The 21,079-nt window shown below is 67.9% G+C and carries 18 protein-coding genes and 1 pseudogene; 7 read left to right on the top strand and 12 right to left on the bottom strand.

What is annotated here, in order from left to right:
• The 9 genes from KY572_RS17410 to KY572_RS17370 form a co-directional block, all read right to left on the bottom strand.
• Positions 1 to 1,842 (bottom strand): hypothetical protein, encoded by a 1,842-nt coding sequence (locus KY572_RS17410; protein ID WP_224243873.1) that lies wholly within the window; start codon positions 1,840 to 1,842, stop codon positions 1 to 3.
• Positions 1,842 to 2,468: an OmpA/MotB family protein gene (locus KY572_RS17405; protein WP_224243872.1), complete on the bottom strand. Its 627-nt coding sequence runs from the start codon at positions 2,466 to 2,468 to the stop codon at positions 1,842 to 1,844. Before KY572_RS17405 ends, KY572_RS17410 begins: the two co-directional genes overlap by 1 nt.
• A gap of 3 nt (positions 2,469 to 2,471) precedes the next feature.
• Positions 2,472 to 3,209: a MotA/TolQ/ExbB proton channel family protein gene (locus KY572_RS17400; RefSeq protein WP_224243871.1), complete on the bottom strand. Its 738-nt coding sequence runs from the start codon at positions 3,207 to 3,209 to the stop codon at positions 2,472 to 2,474.
• Between the two features lie 9 nt (positions 3,210 to 3,218).
• Complete coding sequence (locus KY572_RS17395; RefSeq protein ID WP_224243870.1) at positions 3,219 to 3,854, bottom strand: tetratricopeptide repeat protein; 636 nt, start codon at positions 3,852 to 3,854, stop codon at positions 3,219 to 3,221.
• Positions 3,851 to 4,813 (bottom strand): hypothetical protein, encoded by a 963-nt coding sequence (locus KY572_RS17390; protein WP_224243869.1) that lies wholly within the window; start codon positions 4,811 to 4,813, stop codon positions 3,851 to 3,853. The genes KY572_RS17395 and KY572_RS17390 overlap by 4 nt, the downstream gene beginning before the upstream one ends.
• Positions 4,804 to 5,994 (bottom strand): hypothetical protein, encoded by a 1,191-nt coding sequence (locus KY572_RS17385; RefSeq protein WP_224243868.1) that lies wholly within the window; start codon positions 5,992 to 5,994, stop codon positions 4,804 to 4,806. Before KY572_RS17385 ends, KY572_RS17390 begins: the two co-directional genes overlap by 10 nt.
• Positions 5,991 to 6,614, bottom strand: a complete 624-nt coding sequence (locus KY572_RS17380; RefSeq protein ID WP_224243867.1) for a hypothetical protein — start codon at positions 6,612 to 6,614, stop codon at positions 5,991 to 5,993. The genes KY572_RS17385 and KY572_RS17380 overlap by 4 nt, the downstream gene beginning before the upstream one ends.
• A 30-nt stretch (positions 6,615 to 6,644) precedes the next feature.
• A complete protein-coding gene (locus KY572_RS17375) occupies positions 6,645 to 7,328 on the bottom strand; it encodes a hypothetical protein (protein WP_224243866.1) in 684 nt (227 codons plus the stop codon).
• Between the two features lie 288 nt (positions 7,329 to 7,616).
• Entirely contained in the window at positions 7,617 to 9,407 is a 1,791-nt protein-coding gene (locus KY572_RS17370; protein ID WP_224243865.1) for an ABC transporter ATP-binding protein, read from the bottom strand.
• Positions 9,408 to 9,580: 173 nt separating this feature from the next.
• Between KY572_RS17370 and KY572_RS47240 the strand changes: the two genes are divergently transcribed.
• The 3 genes from KY572_RS47240 to KY572_RS17360 all read left to right on the top strand — a co-directional run bounded on the left by KY572_RS47240 (position 9,581) and on the right by KY572_RS17360 (position 14,572).
• Positions 9,581 to 9,706, top strand: a complete 126-nt coding sequence (locus KY572_RS47240) for a hypothetical protein (protein WP_263451767.1) — start codon at positions 9,581 to 9,583, stop codon at positions 9,704 to 9,706.
• Between the two features lie 77 nt (positions 9,707 to 9,783).
• On the top strand, positions 9,784 to 12,486 hold the full coding sequence (gene lanKC / locus KY572_RS17365; RefSeq protein WP_224243864.1) for a class III lanthionine synthetase LanKC: 2,703 nt from the start codon (positions 9,784 to 9,786) through the stop codon (positions 12,484 to 12,486).
• A gap of 79 nt (positions 12,487 to 12,565) precedes the next feature.
• On the top strand, positions 12,566 to 14,572 hold the full coding sequence (locus tag KY572_RS17360; RefSeq protein ID WP_224243863.1) for a hypothetical protein: 2,007 nt from the start codon (positions 12,566 to 12,568) through the stop codon (positions 14,570 to 14,572).
• A gap of 271 nt (positions 14,573 to 14,843) precedes the next feature.
• Here KY572_RS17360 and KY572_RS17355 read toward each other — a convergent pair whose 3' ends face one another.
• Positions 14,844 to 15,365 carry a glycoside hydrolase family protein gene (locus tag KY572_RS17355; RefSeq protein WP_224243862.1) on the bottom strand — a complete coding sequence of 174 codons (522 nt, stop codon included), beginning with the start codon at positions 15,363 to 15,365 and terminating at the stop codon, positions 14,844 to 14,846.
• Positions 15,366 to 15,512: 147 nt separating this feature from the next.
• On the opposite strand from KY572_RS17355, the gene KY572_RS17350 reads away from it, so the two are divergent.
• The 3 genes and pseudogenes from KY572_RS17350 to KY572_RS17340 all read left to right on the top strand — a co-directional run bounded on the left by KY572_RS17350 (position 15,513) and on the right by KY572_RS17340 (position 17,618).
• Positions 15,513 to 16,151, top strand: a complete 639-nt coding sequence (locus KY572_RS17350) for a hypothetical protein (protein ID WP_224243861.1) — start codon at positions 15,513 to 15,515, stop codon at positions 16,149 to 16,151.
• 31 nt (positions 16,152 to 16,182) lie between these two features.
• Positions 16,183 to 16,926: an SMI1/KNR4 family protein gene (locus KY572_RS17345; RefSeq protein ID WP_224243859.1), complete on the top strand. Its 744-nt coding sequence runs from the start codon at positions 16,183 to 16,185 to the stop codon at positions 16,924 to 16,926.
• Between the two features lie 223 nt (positions 16,927 to 17,149).
• Positions 17,150 to 17,618 (top strand): annotated as a pseudogene (locus tag KY572_RS17340) (NUDIX hydrolase).
• A gap of 155 nt (positions 17,619 to 17,773) precedes the next feature.
• On the opposite strand, the gene KY572_RS17335 reads toward KY572_RS17340, so the two are convergent.
• Positions 17,774 to 18,961 (bottom strand): tyrosine-type recombinase/integrase, encoded by a 1,188-nt coding sequence (locus KY572_RS17335; protein ID WP_224243857.1) that lies wholly within the window; start codon positions 18,959 to 18,961, stop codon positions 17,774 to 17,776.
• The gene (locus tag KY572_RS17330; protein ID WP_224243855.1) at positions 18,958 to 19,182 is read right to left on the bottom strand and encodes a helix-turn-helix domain-containing protein; all 225 of its coding nucleotides are present in this window, start codon (positions 19,180 to 19,182) and stop codon (positions 18,958 to 18,960) included. Before KY572_RS17330 ends, KY572_RS17335 begins: the two co-directional genes overlap by 4 nt.
• A gap of 888 nt (positions 19,183 to 20,070) precedes the next feature.
• Between KY572_RS17330 and KY572_RS17325 the strand changes: the two genes are divergently transcribed.
• Positions 20,071 to 20,973: a DUF2381 family protein gene (locus tag KY572_RS17325; RefSeq protein ID WP_224243853.1), complete on the top strand. Its 903-nt coding sequence runs from the start codon at positions 20,071 to 20,073 to the stop codon at positions 20,971 to 20,973.
• The last annotated feature ends 106 nt before the right edge of the window (positions 20,974 to 21,079 follow it).

The raw sequence follows: 21,079 nt of genomic DNA, 5'->3' as shown, positions 1-21,079 counted from the left end.
TCAGGTGACTATCTCCGTGAACGAGACCCGGCCCCCCGCCACCAACCGCTTCAACGCCGACACCAGCTCGTCCTGGCCACGCCGAGCCATGCGGTACTGATCCGCCTGGGAGCTGAACGTCATGTTGGCGCGGACGGCGCTCTGCATGGACGGCGCCAGCCTGCCGATGAAGCTCTCCCGCCACGCAGGCTGCTGCACCGAGGACCAGCCCGCCAGCCCCTTGACGTCCACCTCCAGCAGCATGTCCGCCTGGACGTCCTGGGGCAGCTTCATGAGCATGTCCGGGTACAGGATGTCCTGGTACCAGGACGGGAAGGCGCCGCTCGAGCGCTGGAGCATGCCCGTCAGGAGCGACTGGCGCTCCTCCGCGCCGATGTACGTCAGGAGGATGGACAGCGCCCCGGCCGCGTCGAACTCCTGTCCCCTGTCGCGGATGGTGTCCTGGGCCGGCCTCGGCGGAGCCGGCAGCGAGCGGCCGGCCCGCGCGGCGTCCAGCGCCTCGAACAGATAGCTCTGCTCCTCGGGGGACATGCGGTTGGACAGCAGCAGCTGGCTGGCGATCCTCCGCTGCAGCTCGGGCGAGAGCGTGCGCGCCACCTCGTGCTGGGAGTCCGCCGGCGCCAGGGCGAAGAGGAGCGCCGCATGGCGCGGCGTCAGGCTCTCGATCAGGTGCGCGATGCCGCCGCTTCCGAACTCCTCGCGAATGCTCCGGAAGCTCTCCGCATCCGCCTGCGAGAGCAGCGACGCGGAGATGGCGTGGTGATTGAGCTTGCGGAAGAACTCCGTGTCCGAGGGCAGCTGCTGCTCGTCCACATGTCGCAGGTACTCCGCGAAGCCCACCTTGCGCATCGCGAGCTCGCCCTCCGAAGAGAAGGCCGCGGACAGCTTGTCGCCGAAGAGGAAGATCGCCTTGGCGAGCAGCTCGAACTCTCCCGCCTTCATCCACTGGCGGAGGAGCGCCACGGCGACGCTCTGCTCCTTCGCCAGCTCGGCCTCCGACATCCGGCCCGCCCACAGCCGCCGCTGCTCGGCGACGAACGCCGCATCCTCCGCGGGCGGGCTGGCCGTCCCCGGGGCTCCACCCACGGAGCCCACGGCCACGGCCTCCGCTGGTGCCGCCGACTTGTCGAGCGTGCCGGCCGCCAGCTGCGCCAGCATCGCCTTCTCCTCGAGCGACTCCTTCCCGAGGCGGCGAAGCGCCCAGATGATGATCAGCGCGGCCAGGGTGCCGAGGATCAGGGCGATCATCCACGAGAAGTGTGGCAACAGGCTCACCCACAGCTCGCGGAGCGCCACACCCGCCTCCCACTGGGCGGGCGGCGCGGGGGCGACGGGGGCGGGGGGAGGAGCCTCCTCACGGGGCGGAGGCACCGGCTCCGGCTTGGGGGCGGGGGGCTCGCTCAGCGACGCGGAGATCGGCTCCAGGACCTGACGGCCCACGGTCACCTTGAGCCACCCCTTCGACAGGCGCTGCTCGAGCCGCCGGACGAGCCCCTGGACATCCCGCGAGGAGACGGACTTCTCGTGCGCGAAGTCACAGGAGGCCTCCGTGAGGTACTCCTGCGCCGGGACGCTGCCGGGGCCCTCGGTCTGGCCGATGCCCGGCAGCGAGGACGAGCGCGGCATGTCCACCACCACGTGGTCTCGGTAGACGCACCCCTTGGAGACGCAGCGCTCGGGGGCGCAGTCGCGCAGCAGCGCCGAGTCGAACTGACGCTCGAGGGCCCGCAGCTCCAGGAGCACGGGGGATGGGATGTGCTTCTGGGGCACCGGGACGGTGCTCTCCTGGGCCAGGGCGCTGGACGACAGCGCGAGGAGCAGGCAGAGAACGAGGCTTCTCATCAGTAGATCCTCACGACCACACGACGGTGCCGGGCCAGACGCTCCTGGGGGCTGAGCCCCGTGAGCTCTTCCTCGGGGAGCGGCTTGGTATCGGCGTAGCCCTCGACGCGAATGCGCGAGCGCGAGAGCCCAGCGGCCTCGAGCCGCTGCCTCACCACGATGGCGCGCGCGCTGGAGAGCTCCCAGTTCGTGGCGAACGGTCCGCCGCTCACGATGGGGGTCGAGTCCGTGTGTCCCTCGACCGCGAAGGAGTACTTCATCGAGTAGGGCGCGAGCACCTGCAGCATCGAGGTGACGGTCTGCTCGAGCTCGGGACGGATCTGCGCCTTGCCCGAGTCGAAGACGAGCCCCGAGTTGAGCGAGAGCTCGAGACCGTCGTCGGTGACGTTCGTGCGGACCAGCTCCTGCATCTGCTTCTGGGCGATCTGCGCGTCGATCTCCTTGCGAATGGACTCGAGGCTCGTAGGGCTCTCGCTCCCGGAGATGCTCTTGACGATCTGCTGCATCTTGCCCTTGCTGAGGTTGGCCGCGGTGAGCAGCACCACGAAGAAGAGCAGCAGGTTGGTGATCAGGTCGGCGTAGCTGAGCAGCCAGCTCTCCTCGCCTCCGTTCCGGCGCCGTTGCATGGTCTACCCCGCCCTCGACTCCGCCCGCGACAAGCCTCCGCCGCGCGCAATGAGCTCGTTCGCGCTCTTCTCGCACCGCTCCAGGAACCCCAGCCGCTCATCGAGCAGGCCATTGAGCAGGTGTCCGATGGGCCCCGCGATGCCAGCGCCGAAGGCCACTCCGTAGAGCGTGGCGAGCAGGGCCAGGGACATCGCGGCGCCGATGTTGAGGTTGTCCGCGCTCATGCTGCGGAACAGCTGGATCATGCCGGTGATGGTGCCCACCATCCCGAACGCCGGCCCCAGCTTGGAGAGCATCTCCCAGTTGTGGATCGCCGGCTGCCAGCGGCTGATCTCCTCGTGCCGCAGCTCGAGGAACTCCTTGGAGCTGGCGACCTCGGGCGCGCGGTTCAGGATGAGATCGACCAGCTGCTTGATGGCATCGAAGCGGCTCTTCTCGGCCAGCGCGAGCGCCTGGCCGCGCTTGCCCTCTCGCCACAGCGTGCAGAACTGCTCCCGCTCGAGCTCCATCGCGGAGGTCTGCTTGCCGAAGGTCTGCAGGCCAGGGATGAGCTCTCGCAGGCAGAGGAGCGTGCGCAGCGCGTTCGTGCGGCTGGAGCCCACTAGCACCGCCGAGAACGAGCCCACCACCACCATGACGAGGGCGTGGGCGTCGAACGCGGAGATGACCTGCGCGTTTCCACGGTCCTTGAACCCGAACCAGACGATGAATCCCAGAAGAACGAGGCCAATGATCTGCACGTTCGACTCCTACTTTCGTTGGCGCTGGAGCTCTTCCAGCTTCTTGCGGACTTCCGGATCGCTCTCGATCGCTTCGACCTGCTCGTAGATCTCGATGGCCTTGTCGCGCTCCCCCATCATCAGGAGCAGCGAGGCCTTGGCGCGCAGGAACTCCGGATGGGACTTGTAGCGCTGCAGCACCGCCTCGCACCACTCGAGCGCCAGGTGGTAGTTGCCCTCCTTGACCGCCTGCTGCATGAGGGTGCGAGCACGGGTGATGCTCACCTCGGGAGCGCCTTCATCGATGCGCAGCCCCCGGGCGCGATAGGCCTCGATGAGCGCGGAGTCCGCCTGGGTCGGCGGCGGAGGCACCACCCGCGACGCGGGGATGGTCTTCACCTCGGGGCTGCCGGCCCCATGCTCGATGACGACGCGCTGTCCCGTGGACAGCACCGGCACATCCACCTCGGTGATGATGTTGCCGTCGTTCCACCGGACCTTCATCACCGTGGTGGAGCCGAAGCCGAGCGGCCGCGTCAGCGTCCCCTCCTCCTGGAGCGCCGGGTGTTTCTGGGGCGCGGGCTCGATGAGGTAGTAGGTGTAGTTGCGCGCCGAGCAGGCCGCGAGGAGTGGAAGGCTGAGGATGAGGACGAGGAGTCGACTCATGGCAGGAAGGGCAGCAGCGAGACGTTCATGAGGGAGAAGCCGACCCCCACCCGTCCACTGGTGGAGGCGGAGAAGGTGATGCCGTAGTTGGACCTGGCGATGGGCACGCGGACCATGAAGACCGCCGTGAGCAGCGGGTCGATGACATCCACGTCCTCGCCGCTGATGCCGCGAATCAGGCCAGTGGGCAGGCTCATCAGCAGCTTGCCGCCCACCGAGATGTTGAAGGCGCTCGGAATGACGCGGTAGTAGGAGCCCCCCACGCCCAGCACCGGATCGAAGAGGGACAGCGAGAACCCGGAGAGGTTGGCGTTGGTGTCACCCCACTGCTCCACCCAGTCGAGGGAGACGTGCTGCCCGGGGTACACCGTCACGTCGAAGAAGGCGTGCGTGATGCTGTCGCCTCGGGACCGCCGGTCGAGCTCCCGGACGAGCGAGAGGTTCCGACGGGTACGCGCCTGGCCGATCATCGCCGCGTCGAAGTTCTCCGCGAGCAGGATGCGGCTGTTGCGCAGATCGATGATTCGTAGCGACACGCCCTGGGCGGTCTCATCGAGCCAGATAGCGGTCCGCGCGGGCGCCGAGGTGCCTCGGTTCGCTTCATCCAGGCGGGCGATCTCCGCGGCACCCAGGTTCGTGGAGACCTGCTCGACCACGCCCTCCTGGACATAGGTGCGAGGCGCCATGCAGGCCTCGCAGGAGCGGAGCCCCGCGGCGCCGAAGACGCGCACCAACGTCCCCAGCGCCTCGGTCGGGTACCAGGTGCGCGTCTCCTCGAACGCCGGGTTGACGCTGACGACCATCGCCGGCAGGAGATCCTTGGTCCCGACGCCCCCGTCCTCCAGCCGCATGGCCAGGGTCTCCTCGAGGCGTGAGAGCGCCTCGCGGCTCGCCTCGCGCTGGGCGAGGGCCACCGTGGGGAGCAACGCGGCGAGCAGGGCGAGGCGCGCTAGAAGCAAAACGACACCTCCACGCCCAGGGAGTGGAAGCTGATGAGGCCCAGATCCAGGTACTCGCCGATGGCGGGGGCACTGCCCATCCCCGGCAGCGACTCCAGGTAGAACCCGGCGCCGATCCGGTTCTTGAGGCGCAGCTCGAGCCCCAGCTGGAAGGCGCCAAACGTCGCCTGCGGCTGCCGGCCCGTGATCTGCTGCAGGACCGCATTCAGATCCGGGATCTGATCCTGGAAGGTGAGCGCGTTGTTGCCATGGATGGAGATCACCGACCCGCCGACGAACGCGTAGAGATCCGGCCCCGTCAACGAGCTCGCCGAGCCCGAGATCAGCCGGGAGAGGCGCCCCTGTGCCAGCCAGCCGGTGTGCAGCTCAGGCGCCCAGCTGAACCCCACCGAGAAGCTCCCCAGCCATGAGCGCGCCTGCGTGAGCGAACCCTCGACGCCCAGCTGGAGCCAGGGAAAGGGCGTCACCCTCACGGGAGCCGATGAGCTCGAGGCGTAGGTGCGTACGCCGATCCGGATGGGGATCAGGTACAGGCTTCGTCCCTGCAGCGCATCGACATACTCGCGACGCGCCTCCGAGGCGCTCTTCAGACGGTCTCCACTGCGCAGCAGGGCCGGCGAGGAGGTCGAGGTGGAGAGCGTCTTCGCATAGATGATGGGCAGCTCCGGCTCGAGGCTGGTGATGCGCGCGCGCAGCACCAGCGCGGCGCCCTCGATCTCGAAGTCGAGGAAGAGGGCGTGACGGCCCCCCGAGAGGGTCCCCGCCTTGGACAGGGCCTCCGGCTCGTCCACCCCGCGCGCCAGGATGGTGCCCTTCGCGCCGGAGTGCACGACCACGGAGGTGCACTGCGGGCAGTGCGTGAGCGCCACCCGGGTGTTCGGGTGGTTCACGATGAGGGACGCGAAGTGGTTCTCGATGAGGGCCCGCATCCCGCTGCCGAAGCCAACGGGCACGCTGACGTCCGCGAGCACCACCGGTGTCTCCAGCGCGAACACGGGCTGCTCGGTCCAGCCGAAGACCAGCTCGTCGAGCAGATCGTAGGCCTGGAGCTGGATCTGGGCCGCGATCTCCGCGCGCAGGGCCTCCATCTGCGCCTTCTGGGCGTCCGAGAGCGGCGACTCCTCCGCGCCGACGACGGTCGGCAGCAGGGCGAGCAGCAGGCACAGGAGCGCGGGCTTCACTGGAGCCATTTCCACTCGCCCCGTACGCACAGCCCGGCATGGAGCCCGGTCTCCCGGGGGTCGACGATCATCAGCCCCAGGAAGACGTCCCGCTCGGTGAGCACGCCCTGGGCGAAGTATCGCTCGCAGGCCAGCGGGTAGGCCTGCTTCGGCGGCAGCTTCCACAGCACCGCGATGTCACCGGCCGCGAGCACCGGCACCCGGTCCGAGACCTTGTGGCCGCGCTCGACGAGCTCCGTCTTGGCGGCCACGGCGATCTTCGCCGCCACCGCCGGCTCCGGATAGAAGGCATCCACGTGCCAGGTGAGCTCCCCCGCCTCGACGGCGCTCGCGGCCTGGGTGATGTCCCCCACCGACCGGCGGAGGGACGACAGGACCACCTCGTCGCGGGCCGGCCGCTCGCCGTTGCGCATGAAGCGCCGCGTGCACGCGAGCGCGTCGGTGACTTCCCACGTGCCCCGGGCTGGCGGCTCGGGGACCTGCCCCGGATAGCGCTCGTGCGCCTCGGCCTGGCTGAGCCGGGAGCACTCGAGGTTCCGGGCCTCTTCCTTGCTCTGGAAGATCCCAGGGGCCGGGTCGTACGCCCGTCCCATGAAGACCGGCAGAGGCATCAGGAGCATGATGAGGATGGTCTCCATCGGCGTCCGCCTCTACTTGGAAGCTCCACTCGCTGGAGCGCGGCTCGGCTCCTCGAAGCCGCGCATCACCAGCGAGCGCATGCGTGCGTTGAACGCGAGCTGGGTGAGCTGCGCGTGGAAGTCTCGCGAGAAGTCCTTCTTGGCCGCGTCGCCCGTGAGGTCCTCCGCGTCGGAGCGAACGAGCAGATCCAGCGCGCTGTTCACCGCCCAGAGGCCCGCACCGCAGTAGCGCACGAAGCGCCCCTGCAAGGTGGCCGAGGCGAGCTGGAAGCCGCTGGAGTCCCGAATGAGGACATCCTGCGCGAACGTGTAGTCGGTGATGGCGGGCACCAGCGTGAAGGTGATCGCCGACAGGGTCCACAGGAGCGCGCTGTTCTCCTCGTGCACCAGCCGCGCCTTCATCTCGACGATCAGGTCGGCCCTGGCCGCCTCTCCATCGTCCCGGGTCGACACGCCCGTGCGTGGGACTTCGACCTCGACCTCGGCGCCCTGCTTCGTGAAGAGTGAGCGGACGTTGCGACAGAGCTGATCCGCGTCAGCAGGCTGGAGGTATTCCCCGGGAAGGCAGCGGATCAGCATGCGCTGACCCTCGAAGTTGGCCAGCTGCGGATCCACCGCCACCGGCCGCTGCAGCGAGACGAGGGGCTGGTAGACCGTCACGCACCCCGAGGCCAGCAGGGCCAGCAGACATGGCACGCCGACGCGGAGCCACCCATGAACCTGGGGAGGAGGTGTGCTGAGAGGGTGAGGGAGCACGCGCGGTCCCCGAGCAACAATCGCGCCAGTCTGCCGTGTTAGAGCCATGGATTGTCTGGGTGTCCCCATTCGAGGCGGTGAACCGCGACACCCGTGTCCTGGTTTCGAGCCGTCCGGGCCATCTTCGTAGAAGCAGGAGCGTTCTACCAGAGACCGGGTGCCCCGCATGGCCGAGGCCGCCGGGCACCCCTTCGGCCAGGCCTGGAAAGAGCCCCGGAGGGCGCCTCCTCAGAGGTACCCCTCCGCCTGGAGCTTGAACAGGCGAGCGTAACGCCCTCCCGCCGAGAGCAGCTCCTCGTGGCGGCCCTGCTCGATGATCTGCCCCCCCTCGAGCACGACGATCCGGTCGGCCAGCCGGACCGTGGGAAACCGGTGCGAGATGAGGATGGTCGTGTGGCCCGCCGCCAGGAGCCGGAATCGCTCGAACACGGCCTTCTCGGACTCCGCGTCCAGCGAGGCGGTCGGCTCATCCAGAATGAAGATGTCCGCCTCCTCGCGCATGAAGGCGCGAGAGATGGCCAGCTTCTGCCACTGCCCGCCTGACAGATCCGTCCCGTCCTTGAACCAGCGCCCCAGCTGGGTGTCGAGCCCCCGGGAGAGCTGTGTCACGAAGTCCGCCGCCCCGCCCTTCTCGATGGCGCGCTGCACCCGCTCCGTGTCCGCGACATGGTCGATGCTCCCAAACCCCACGTTCTCGCGCACGACGAACTGGAACTCGTTGTAGTCCTGGAAGATGACACCGATGCGCCGCCGCAGGGTCTCCTCCTCCCAGTCGTTGAGGTCGCGACCGTCCAGGAGGATCCTCCCCTCGGTGGGGCGATACAGGCGCGTCAGCAGCTTGATGAAGGTGCTCTTGCCAGCACCGTTGTGCCCCACCAGCGCCAGGCTCTGGCTGGCGGGAATGAACAGGTTGAGGCCCTTGAGCGCCCACGCCTCCGAGTCCGGATAGCGAAACCCGACCGACTCGAAGCGGATGCCCTGCTCCGCCCCAGGAGCCTCCGACGGGAGGAGACTCGCCCCGCGCGCCGGGGTGGACGGAAGGGCCAGGAACCCGAACAGGTTGGACATGTAGAGGCTGTCCTCGTACATGCCGCCCACGGCCGCCAGCAGCGCCTGGAACGCCTGCTGCCCCATCCTGAAGGCCACCAGGTAGAGCGTCATCTCTCCCAGGGAGATGCGCCCATCCGCCGCGGCCAGGGCCGTTGCCCCATAGCTGGCATAGAACGCGCCCGTGCCCAGCAGCGAGAGCAGGAAGACCCAGAGCGCGCGGCGGCGCGCCAGCACGCGATCCTCCTCGTAGAAGCGCTCGCCCAGCGCCCGGTAGCGCGACAGCAGCGTGTCTCCGAGCCGGAAGATCCGGACCTCCTTGGCGTGCTCCTCCGCCGACAGCAGGTACTCGAAGTAGAACAGCCGCCGGTTGTCCTGGGCGCGAGTGCTCTTGAGCCGGAAGAGCCGCGCCGAGAAGCGCATCTCCGCCAGGGTCGCCGGCATGGACGAGAGGAGCAGTGCCCCCACCGCCCACGGCGACAAGGTGACCAGCAGCGCCGCGAAGCCGAGCAGGCTCACGACGCTCTCCAGGATGCCGAAGGTCCGACTGACGACCGAGACGGGCCGGGAGGAGGCCTCACGCCGAGCGCGCGTGAGCTGATCCTGCACCTGGGGATCCTCGAACTGCTGCAGCTCCAGCGTGAGCGCCTTCTCGAGGATGGACACGTTGATGTCCAGGGCGACTCGCGAGCCGAGCCCGCCGCGGACCAGCGTCAGCAACCGCTGCGAGAGCACCAGCCCCGCGACGACCGCCAGCTCCGCCAGCACCCAGCGCAGGGTCCGCTCCCGCGAACCCGCCACCACCGCGTCGACGATCTGCTTTCCCAGCCAGGCCACCGCCACCGGCAGCACTGCCGCCACCAGGGTCAATCCCGCCAGCGCGGCGGTGCCCCCCGGGGCGCTTCGCCAGACGAGCCTCAGCGTCTCTGGCACATGGGCCAGACTTGCACGCCACTCGGCGGCCGTTCTCATGTCCGCGCCAACCCTACGGACCCCAGGAAAACCCAAAACCCAGCTTTTCCCTCAGAATCGTCTTTCACTGATTGAATTTTACGCGTAGAGTGAGTGCGGGGCAACTTGATCGCACGAGCGCTCAAGGGAGCCCCAGGCCCAGCAGTTTTCCCCCAGTCCCAAGGAGATGAGCCATGGAGCAGGTCCTCGCGCTTCAGTATTTCGACGACGAACTCGAGCTGCCGGACTCCGACGCCTGCACCTCGTCGGTCAGCTGCACCTCGACCGCGAGCTGCGCGTCGCACCGCAGCAAGACCTAGCCGTTGGTCCGACCTGCCAGCCTGGAGCCCAGCGCTGGCAGGTCGCTTCACGAACGAAGAAAGAGCTCCGAGCAGGCATGTTCAGCGACCGCCCCGACTTCCTCTACTCGCTGCTCGACGATGACTATTACGAGAGCATCGAGTCCTACGTCTCGTCCTCCGAGTATCTCGATCTGGTCCGTCCCCACCTGGATGACAGCTGGAGACTCCAGGTAGGCGGATACTGGACCTACTGCAGACTTCCCGAGGGCGCTCCGAGGCTCGCCGAGGGCTGGAAGATCCACCTGGCCGCTTCCGAGCTGAGTGATGTGGAGCTGCTGCGAAAGGTCGTGCCGATCCTGGCCAGGGAGCGGGTCGCCTTCAAGTTCTGCGCGGATCGCCGCATGTTGCGGCTGTCTTCACACAAGAACATGCCGCGCACGGGCGCGGGCAAGTTCGTCGCCATCTATCCCGACAGCCAGGAATCGTTCCAGCGGCTCCTCGAGCAGCTGGACGCGGCGACCCAGGGAATGAAGGGTCCCTTCCTGCTGACGGACCGGCCCTACAAGGCAAGCAAGGTCGTCTACTACCGCTACGGCGAGCACTATGGCTACGACGTGCTCCATCCCTCGGGCCGGCGGACGGCCGTCATCCGCTCTCCAGAGGGAAAGTGGGTCTCGGATGAGCGCAAGGGCTACTTCAAGCTTCCGCCGTGGATCACGGATCCGTTCTCGGACTGGAAGCCCATCGAGCGCCCGAAGCAAGGGGCTGGCGTGCCCCTCAACAACCGCTACCGCGTCCAGGGGGCCCTGAAGTTCCATGGAGCGGGGGGCATCTACCGAGGCGTGGACACCCAGACGGGAAAGAACGTCGTCATCCGCGAGGCCCGCCCCGTCCAGGGAGGCACCGACGAGGATGAAGAGGGCTTCCGCCTGCTCCACAAGGAAGGCCGGATCCTCTCGAAGCTCGGGCCGACGGGCTACACCGCGAACTTCGTCGATCTCTTCAAGGAGTGGGAGCACCTGTTCCTGGTCCAGGAGCAGCTCTCCGCCGAGTCCCTGTGGGGCTACTCCATGGGGTTCTTCCATGGCTCCACGGATCTGGTCCCCGCGCACCTCTTCACGCGAATCCGGGACACCATCCGGAAGATCATCGCGGGGCTGAAGGTCGTCCATGCGCATGACGTCGTTCTCCGGGACATCACCCGCAACAACGTCATGTTCACGAAGTCCCACGAGATGAAGTTCATCGATCTCGAGTTCGCCTACGAGCTGGATCGCAACGAAGCCCCCATCGAGAACTGGACGCCGGGCTACACCTCACCCGAGCAGCGCGAGAACGGGCTACCGCACCCCGCGGATGATCACTTCTCCATGGGCGCGCTCATCCTCGACATGGTGTCCTTCACCGCGCCCGGGCTCGATCTGAACCGGGAAGGCATCCTGGCCTCCTACAAGCAGACGCTCGAGGACTACGAGCTGCCAGGCGAGCTCTACGACATCACCGTGGGGCTGCTCGAGCCCGAGAGGAAGCGGCGCTGGGACCTGGATCGCGTCCTGGAGGTGCTGGAGGGCTGCCGGGTCCCGGAGAGCACCCGCCCGTATGTCATCCTGGGTGACGCTCCTCCCGAGCGCCCTGCCCCCACCGCCGCGCTGCGCGAGGAGATCTCGAAGACGGTGGAAGGGTTGAAGACGTTCATCCTCGGCAGCGCGGACTACACCCGGGATGACCGGCTGTGGCCGACGAGGCCCGAGCTCTACTGGACCAACCCGCTTCACCTCTCGTACGGCGCGACGGGCACGGCCTACTTCCTCCAGCGGACCACCGGGGAAGTCCCCCGCCCCGTGCTGGACTGGATGCGCGCCCACTTCAAGCCCTCCGACTACCCTCCGGGGTTGTTCAGCGGGCTGTCGGGCATCGCCTGGGCCTTCCTGGACTTCGGGCTCGAGGAGCAGGCCCATGCGGCGATGGACGCCGCCGCGGAGTCGAAGCTCCTCTACGAGCACCCGGACCTCTTCTGGGGCACGGCGGGCTGGGGGCTGGCCAACGTCGCCTTCTGGCAGCGGACGGGCGCGGACCGGTATCTGAAGCGAGCCATGGACGCGGGCGAGCACATGCTGCGCACCCAGAAGCAGCATGCCCAGGGGGCCTACTGGGAGCTCAACGACACGATGCCCCTGGGCTTCGGCCACGGGAACAGCGGCGTCGCGCTGTTCCTCCTGGGGCTCCACGGGGCCTGCAAGGAGGAGCGCTTCCTGGATGCCGCGCTCAAGGCCTTGGACTTCGAGATGGCTCACTGCGAGCAGCTCGAAGGGTCGGTCCTCTGGTTCCCCCGGGTCAACGCTCCCGCGGCCGCGCCCAAGTCACCCCACATGCGGCACGGCTCCGCGGGAGTGGGCACGGCGCTGCTCCGCGGCTACCTGGCCACGGGGGATGAGCGGCTGCGCAGGTTCGCCGACCGCTGCGCCAATACGGTCAGCGAGCGGCACACCAACAAGCTGTGGTGGGAGTATGGACTGGCCGGGTACGGCGAGTTCCTGTTGGACATGTACCTGTTCCTCGGAGACGAGCGGTACCTGAACAATGCGTTCTACCTGGCGGAGGCCATCCTTCCGCACCGCATGTCCCGCAAGAATGGATACGCCTTTGCCTCGCAAGACCTGGCCCGGATCAGCTGTGACTTCGGCGGGGGCAGCGCGGGCGTGGGGCTCTTCCTGCACCGACTCCTGAATCCCTCCCTGCCCCGGCTCCTCACGGTCGATGAGGTTCTCCCTCGACGGAGCGTTGCAGCCCGCGGGTGAGCAGGGGCGCCCCACCTCGGTGGGCCCGCGGTAGGCGCGGTTGGAGCAGGGGCCGGTCGGTGGTACACGCTCAGCCCCGATGAAGTCCCCGGAAGAGCCCGCCCGCCCGCCTGCCGCCGCCGAGGCTCACGCCTCGCGGCGCTCACGGATGCTGTGGGGGACGGGCGCCATCCTCCTGTTCGCCGTGTTCGTTGCTCGCGGCACCCAGGTGCTCAGCCCGCAGACGGTGCAGGTCCCTCTCTACAACTCGGACTGCGCCATCCCGGTGATGATGTGCAACGAGCCGGGGCGGAGCCTCTTCGACTTCTACTTCTACGGCCAGGATCGCTTCGGCGCCTGGCCCTTCCTCTCCGCGCGCCTGGTGGGCCGACTCTTCGGCTTCACCTGGACGTACATGCACCTGCAGGCGTGGCTCACCACCTGGCTGCTCGGTGGCGCCTTCGTCATGGGCGCGCTCAGCCGGGGCTTCCGCCTGCTGGGAGCCGGCCTCTACACCGCCGTCATCCTCGCGAACACGCCCCTGCGCGCCACCCTCTTCGAGCTGGCCCAGGTGTACCCGTGGCAGTTGACGGCGCTGCTCCTCGCGTGGTGGAGCTTGCGGCGGGACAACGATCAGGTGGAGGGCAGTCCCCTCCCCCGCCGCACGGTCCGCCTGTTCCGCGCCCGCACCTTCCTGCTGTCCTTTCTGTCCATCTGGACGTCCACCGTGAGCGGCCCGCTCCTGCTCATCCTCGCCACCGGGGAGGCGGTGCGTGCGCGACTGCTCGCGCCAGACGTCTTCGCGGGTGGTCGCTTCTGGCGGCGCTGGGGCGGAGCGGTGCTGCTCATCGTGGCGGCCGTCGTGGTGGAGTACCTCATCCGCTTCGGCTACCTGGACTTCGCCCGGTACCGGTTCGGCCTGAACAACCGCACCGTCCTGCACATCGACTGGGAGTACCTGGGGCAGAACGCGCGCAACATGGCCGACAACCTGTGGAGCTCGCCGTTCCTGCCGTGGTTCATCGCGGGGACGGTGGGCGCCTGTTTGTCCGCTGGATTCCTGTGGCGCACGCTGCGCACCCGCGCCTCGCGGGATGCCGTGCTGTTGGAAGGCGCGGTGCTGGTGCTGGCCACCTGGCTGCTCGCCGTAGCGCATGTGGTGCTGCTCACCGCCATCAACCACGTGCGGCTCAATGACTACGCGACGCGCTACTTCGCGCCGCTGTACCTCTTCGGAGCCTTCAGTGGAGCCCTGACGGTGGCGCTCGGAGTGGCGGTGCTGCCGGGGCTGTCTCGCTGGCGCCCTCGGGTGCTCGTCGTACTGGGGGCCCTGGCGCTGGCGGGCGGCGCATGGGCCTTGCCCCCGCCGGTGCTCAACCCTCACTTCTTCGAGCTGGAGACCACCGCCCACCGACTCGAGCAGCACAAGCCTGGAGTGCCACTGCTCGGGGGCTACTGGACGACCTACCTCATGCGGTCGCTCCAGGGGGAGGGCGCGCTGATCCCCGTCCCGCATGAGTACGAGTACCGCCGCACCGTATGGTGGGATCGCGAGCTGAAGAAGCACCCCGAGGTGGTGGTGGAGCACCTGGACTTCCCCGCCTCTGGCACCGCCGAGGCTCCCGCACCGTGGCTCTTCCAGTACGGCACGCTCCTTCGCCTGGTGCAGCCGCGCTGGGAGCAGGGCGCCGGACGGACGTTCTCGCTCTACCGCAACGCGCTCACCGAAGGCGAGCCGCACTCCTTGGAGCCGAAGCTCGCCGACTGGAACCTGTGCATGCCGGGAGCTTCGCTCACGCTGAGCTTGACCCCTCGCCCGAGAGCCCTGGTGCTCGTACCGATCCATGGCGGCATCCCGCCGGTGACGATCACCGCGGAGCCGCTCGCCGTCGAAGGCTCGGGGGCCGCTCCAGCACCCTTCCCGCTTTCCGCCGTGGATCGGCTGCACCGTGGGGTGCTGGACGGCGGTGGCGCGATGCTGCGCGGTGTGCGCCTCACGGTGTCGCCCGGACGCACCGGCAATCCGGGTGACTGGATCTGTCGTGCCGAGGCGACCTTCGTGTTCGTGGACGAGGCTGCAACCCAGCCCCATGGCATGACCCCCTGAGGGGCTCCGTGCACGCTGTCCCTGTGCGATGAGGACCTGGAGCCCCGGCAGCAGCTGGCGCGCCGCACCGCTCCACGTCGGGCAGGCTCTTCGCCTGGCACAGCTCCATGCAGTTTTCGTTGGTGGGCTGCCGGCCATCCTGCAGCAGGTCCCGGGTCGAATACCCCGCTGACTCGGGTTCGTATCTGATGCAGCCCCCGTCCTCTTCGCCCGCACAGGCCATGAGCAACGGGAGCGGCCAGCAACAGGCGACCTGTTGACGACCGGGTTGTCATTGGAGTCCCAGCCGAGCACGCCCACGTACATGCCTCGGCGGCCCCCATTGTCGGTCATCCGCGGTGGAGACGTCCGCCAGCCCCGGGCAGGCCAGCGGCCCGCCCGAGACCGGGGTGAACGGCCCCAGCGGCGAGCTGGCGGTGGCTGCTCCGATACAGCGCTGGTTGGCATCCAGCCCATCCACGGGGGCTGCGAAGTAGAGCACCCACTCGGCCGCGCTGATCCGCTCCAGGTCCGGGGCCCACATGCCGCCGCCCGTGGCCCATGAGTGCTTCGAGGTGAGCGCCGGCCCCTCGGCGGTCCAGGGACCGGTGGCGACGTTCCCCTGGGCCGACGGGACGAGGCTTCCAGTCGACATGCCGTAGAACTGGCTGTTGCGGCTCTCCACGGACGGGGCCGCGAACCCACCGCTCGGCGCGTACACGGGCCGGGGAGCAGCGTCTGCGTTGAGGGAGACGTTGAGGCAGGCGACGAACGCGATGGATGCGCCAAGGGCGCGACGGCGGTGTGGCGTCACGAGGAAATCCTCCTGAGCGCCCCTATTGTTTTACATTTTTATGTCAATAGGCTCGTTTTGCATGTTTTGCTGCACATAACCAGAACATGAAGGATCCGACAGACGTTCTGGCTGTACCCCATGACGAACGGCAGAGAGGAGGAGCACGTGGCGAGAGCGCGAGTGCGGCCTGCAGCGACCGTCGGCGTCGCCGAACACGGTAACTCGGCGGAGCTCGTCACGGTCGCGTCCAGCGGTGAGTTCCTCGATCGCCGGCGCATCGACCTGACCCACGGTTTGCCGACGCACCCGTATCACCACGAAGGGTCGTGGGCGGTAGGCCGTTACCTGAACAGCTCTTGGGCGCGAGCGATCTCACTCGCCGACGCCGTGGCGCTCGTCGAGCGCGTGCGCGAGGCCGCCACGCTCGGCGCGCGCGAGAGCCTCGAGACGCTGGCCGCGGCGGTGCCCGTGCCGATAGCGAGCATCGCAATCCGCGTGTGCCCGCGGCTTCCACCGACGACGGAGGAGCGGATCGCCGACACCCGCGCGGCGAACGTCGCGGACTCCGTCATGTATCGCGAGGCTCTGGCCACCGCGGCGCAGGCGCGCGGATGGTTCGTGTATTGGTACGATCGCGAGAGGGTGTTCCGCGACGCGGCGGCGGCGCTCGGTGGCGAAGATATCGAAGCTTTCCTGCGTGCGATGGGACGATCGATCGGGCCGCCTTGGCAGGCCAGACACAAGCTTGCGGCAGCCGCAGCGCTTGCGGCAGCCGCGAATAGGACGGCCATCGAGCCCCTTTGAGCCCTGCGCCATCCGCGGCTACTCTCCTCGCATGAGCAGCGACGGCTTCACGGCGGAGGTGAAGCGGATCATCGAGAGGCTCAGCGTGCTCGATGCACGCCGGGTGGTCTTCGGTGCGTCGAGGCACCAGTACAAGCCGAACCCTCGTGCGTCGGAGAGCGAGCTCTCCGCGTTCGAGTCCGAGCATGGCATCCAGCTGCCCGCCCCCTACCGTGCATTCCTCACCGAGATCGGGAACGGCGGCCCCGGCCCTTACTACGGCGTGTTTCCGATCGATCCGCGGTCTCGATGGGTCGCCCGGCCCTTCCCCCACGTCAGCACGTTCGAGCTCGCGGAAGAGGCCCTGGAAGCACCGCTCGACGGTACCTTGACGATCGCCGATTACGGCTGCGGCATCGAGGTGGTGCTGGTCGTGCACGGCGAAGCAAGTGGACAGGTCTGGATCGACGCGCGCTACGAATCCGGCATCACGCCCGCAGAAAATGCGGAAAAGCGGCCGATGCGCTTCGATGAGTGGTGGCTCCTCCACATGCGGAGCCACCTCGAGCGCTTCGAGCAGGTACTCGCGATGATGAACGACGCGGTGCCGCACGAGGAGATCCACCGTGCGCTCGAGCCTCGTACCATCCAGCTCGACGTGGACCTGACGATGGCGAGCCTCATGGACATCAACCCGAACGGAAGCCCCAAGGTCCCCGCGAAGAAGCCCTGGGGAATGCAATGTGGTTGGGTCGAGGAACACTATCCCGCATGGCTCGCACTCCGGCGGGGTTGACCGGGTGCGGCCAGGGCTGGCGTGTGCGCTCAGGGCTGGCCGATCACCGTCCATCGCTCGGTGTTCACGTCGAAGCAGGCCCCACCCCATCCGGCGGCTTGCTCCGGTCGGGGCTGATGCCGGAGAACGTGCTCCCGCCCACGGGGAAGCTGTACCCAGGCCCGCTCACGCGCTGGCAGGTGTTGGTGGCCTCGGAGAAGATGAATTCCCCCTGGAGAGGGCGATGACCGACGGACGTGCCTGGCAGGGCAACTGGAAGACCCGACTGTCTGAGCGGTACGCGAGCGGGCTACGAGTCGCTCACCGCTTTCGCCGAGGCGCGCCCTGCGGTCCCGCTGTATGCGTTGGCCGAGGAACTGGGCAAGGAGGATGTCGTCGGAGTACAGGTGCTGAGCGAGTTGCTTGCGGAGGCGGAGCAGCGCAAACAGGTCACACGCTTCGTGCGCGCTGTGCTCTTGCGCATGTTGGCCCAGAGCCTCCCCGATGGTTGGCCAGCCGTGATGGACGACGCAAACCGTTTCAAGGTGGCCAAGGCGCTCGGTTCATGGTCCGCCTACACCCCTGAAACACATCAGGCACGAGCTGCTCAGGTCAGGGCTGCACTCCGTGCGACGCCACCGCCGCCCGGCTGGCGTCCGTTGGGTCCCGACGACGCGCTGCTCCGCACGCTCTTGCCCGACGAGGAGGTCTGACGGGTCCTCACGGCGAGCGGCCATCTTCCATCGCCCGGCTGCGGGTTCGATTCCCGCCGCCTCCATCCCGAGAAGCCCAGCAATCTTAAAGGGTTGCTGGGTTTTTCTTTGTCCTCGTTTTCTTCATGTGACCTCAGTGTGCCCCTCTGGCGTCTCTAGCCCAGAGCGGCGCGCGGCTGGGGGCTGGGCCGATCCAGTTCCTGCACCGCGCTCTCCCGCGCCTCGGGCGACAGGTGCGCATACCTCATGGTCATCTCGATGGTCGCGTGCCCCATCAATTCCTGGATGACCTTGAGAGCAACGCCCCGCATCGCGAGGTGGCTGCCGTAGGTGTGGCGCAAGTCGTGCCAGCCAATGGAACCCTTCGGGCGGCTGACTCCTGCCCTACACAGCGCTCGCAGGAGCGGGTGCTTGGTCATCCCAGCGGTGAGCGGGCGACCGTCCGTCTGGCAGAACACGTATGGGCCGCACAGGTGGCGATGTGCTCTGAGTGCTTCCACCGCCGACGTGGGCAGGTCCACGGTCCGTTCCCGTCCACCCTTGGGCAGTCCCACCACGCCGCGCCAGATGGTGCGCCGCACGTTGAGTTTGCCGCGCTGCAAGTCCAGGTCTGCCCACTGGAGCCCGATCAACTCTCCAAGCCGCAGCCCCGTCTTGAGCGCCACGAGGATCAACGTCCGCCACTCCGGCTCAGCGGCATGGCTCATGCGCTCGGCTTCCTCGAAGGAGAGGAAGTCAAAGGCGGGCTTGTCCGTCTTGAACAGCTTGACGCGCGGGACGTGTTGGAGCACGCCCTGTTCTTGAGCCAGTGGCAGCAACTTGTGCAGGACCGTCAGAACGTTGTTGTTCGACTTGAGGGAGAGCAGCTTCACCGCACCGGAGCCCTTGCGCTTGAGGAGGGCCGCCCGCGTGGGAGCTTCCTTCCGTGCTCTCGCCCCCGAGGGCTTCTTACGCATGGCCGCCTTGAAGTCTTCGATCTCCGCTGGACCGATGGCATCAAGGGGCGTGTTGCCGAACACGGGGATCAGGTGATCGTCCAGGATCTGCCGCTTGGTGACGACGCTGGAGTGCTTGTTGTTGTTCTCGCTGTACGTCAGGAAGCGCGGGACGAACTCCCCGAGGGTGAGAACCCGACCCGCGCCGTTCTCCTTTCCGAAGGTTCCGGTCAGGAGTGCATGGCGTATCTGTCGCTCGTACTCTTCAGCCCCACGGCGGGTGTTGATGGGCGAGGCCTTGCGGATGCGCTCCACCCTGCCGCTGGGGTGCTGGTACTTGACGTCCACCCACCACGCCTCTTGCACCTTGCCCTCCTGGGTCTTCCACTGCCGCAGTCTGACGCTCATGACTTCGTCTCTCCGAGCGCAGGTCTGCTGTTACCGGGGCTCCACGTTAGCAGCGTGTCCCGGTGGATGCGGAGGATTCGCCCGAGCCGTGCAACGCCGGGCACCTGTTCGAGCCGGATCGCCTCGTAGAGGGTTTTCCGGTTCACCCGCAGAAGTTCGGCGGCTTCCTCCACGGTGAGAAACGCGGGCGCGGTGTTCGCAGCCAGAGGGGACACGCTCATGGCCGTTCCCCCTCCTGCGGCGTCGCCTGGAGTGACCAGCGACGCGCCCTGGCGTTGCTGCTGGAGTTCCCAGCGTTGTCTCCGGAGCTTCTGCCAGTGTTCTCGCCGGTGTTCTCGGCGTTTCTGCCGGTGGTGTCACCGGCCAGCCAACGGCGCACGACTGCGCCGCACATGGAGGGTTGCCCCTCCAGGGAGTTGATCCCACCCATCGCCCTGCCCGCCCTTCACAAACTCGCCAACCTGCCCAGAACTACCCACAGCAGGAGTGACACAGCGCAGCGCCTTGTGTCCAGACGCGGGGCGAAGCGCGAGCGGTGATTGGCAAGCGTGCGGCCGGGCAACCAAGGGCCCATGCGGGCGGGTGGATGGAGCGTGCGCGGTGCAGGGCACGGTGCGGCTGAACCGTGGCGGACGCGGAGCGGTGACGAGACTTCATACGGGACTTCTACGGGACTTCTACGGGGTGCAGCTCGGCGCCACGGCCCGGTGCCACCGGAGCCCACCACCGGCACCACCGGAGCCCACCACCGGCACCACCGGAGCCCACCACCGGCACCACCGGAGCCCACCACCGGCACCACGCCCGGTGCCACCGGAGCCCACCAACGGCCCACGCCCGGCGCCACCATGCGCGTATCGGGTCAGGCCTGTGGGCCAGTGGAACCCGCGCGTCGGACGGGTGAAGTTGCGCCCGGTGGAGTCTCCCGCGTCCAGGCTCACTTGCTCGGCGCGTGGAACCCTCGCAGATGAGTCGTGGCGTGCGCGGTGGGGCCGTGAACGGCACGCGGAAAGGAAGCCGACGTATGGCGCATGGACAGCGCCTGACTTCGACGCGGGGGCGCTCCCCTGTCTGCTACTCTGGGGGCCTACCCGGGAGGTTCCCCCGCCTTGTTCCGACCCTTCACCCCAAGTTTTGCGCTCGCCTCCCTGCTGGTGGGCCTTACAGCGACGGTACAGGCCGCGCCCGCAGGACGCTCCGTCGTTCTCACGGGCAAGTCGGGCGAGTCCCCGGTGCTCTACGTCGCGCCTGGCACCGTCACGGTGCTCCTCCTGGGCGCTCCGATCCTGCGTGAGTCTGTCCAGGTGGAGGGCCGCGCCCGCTTCGCTGTCTTCGAGGTGGGGGATGCAGGCGTGACGCTCTCGCCCGCCGTGGCACTCGGGACTGGCGAATGGCTCGCGTTGCGAGTCACCTACCGCGAGGGCTCACCCGCAAGCGTCGTGTTCCTGCTGACCGGGCAGCCGGGCACAGCGGATGGCTTGGTCAACGTGAGCCGCCCGCAGCAAACCGTCGAGGCGTGCCGCGTGGAACTGTCGGCCACGCGCGAGCGGTGCGAGGCGCAAGCCAAGGAGCTGGAGGCGTTGAAGGCACGGCCCGCTGCCTTGAGCCCGGCAGCCGTGGCGCTCGCGGGCTTCGTGACCGAGAAAGGCATGAGGGGAGCAGAGTTTGAGAAAGCGTGCCTTGAGACGCGCGGGGGGGAGCTTCGCCCCGTACAGTGCTGGGGCCTCGGAGGGACAACGTGGAGCGTGGTTGTCCTCGAAGTGAACAACACTGGGGAGGAGCCGTGGGCGCCTGCGTGGGCCGAAGTCACGCCCACAGGAGGGGAGCCGCGCCGCGCTCACGTGGTGCTATCAGGGCAAGCAACCATCTCCCCGGGCGGTGTGATGAGCGTGGCCGTGGAAGTGGAGATGCCCGCGCGTAAGTGGGAAGCATGGCTGCGAGCGCAGCACTCGGTGCGGGTGTGTAATGGTGATGGGAGCCGCTGTCTGTCCATTCCCGAGGTGACGCTGTAGCCACTGGCGAGAGGTGCGCGGCATGTTCGCGGATTTTGATCCCTTGGACTTGAAGCCCGGCCAGATGGTGAGCGACTGGCGCATTGTCCGACGTATCGGAAGGGGC

Origin of the sequence: Hyalangium gracile, assembly GCF_020103725.1 — a bacterium.
In the GTDB taxonomy this organism is placed as follows: domain Bacteria; phylum Myxococcota; class Myxococcia; order Myxococcales; family Myxococcaceae; genus Hyalangium; species Hyalangium gracile.
This window is presented reverse-complemented; position numbering and strand designations above follow the sequence as displayed.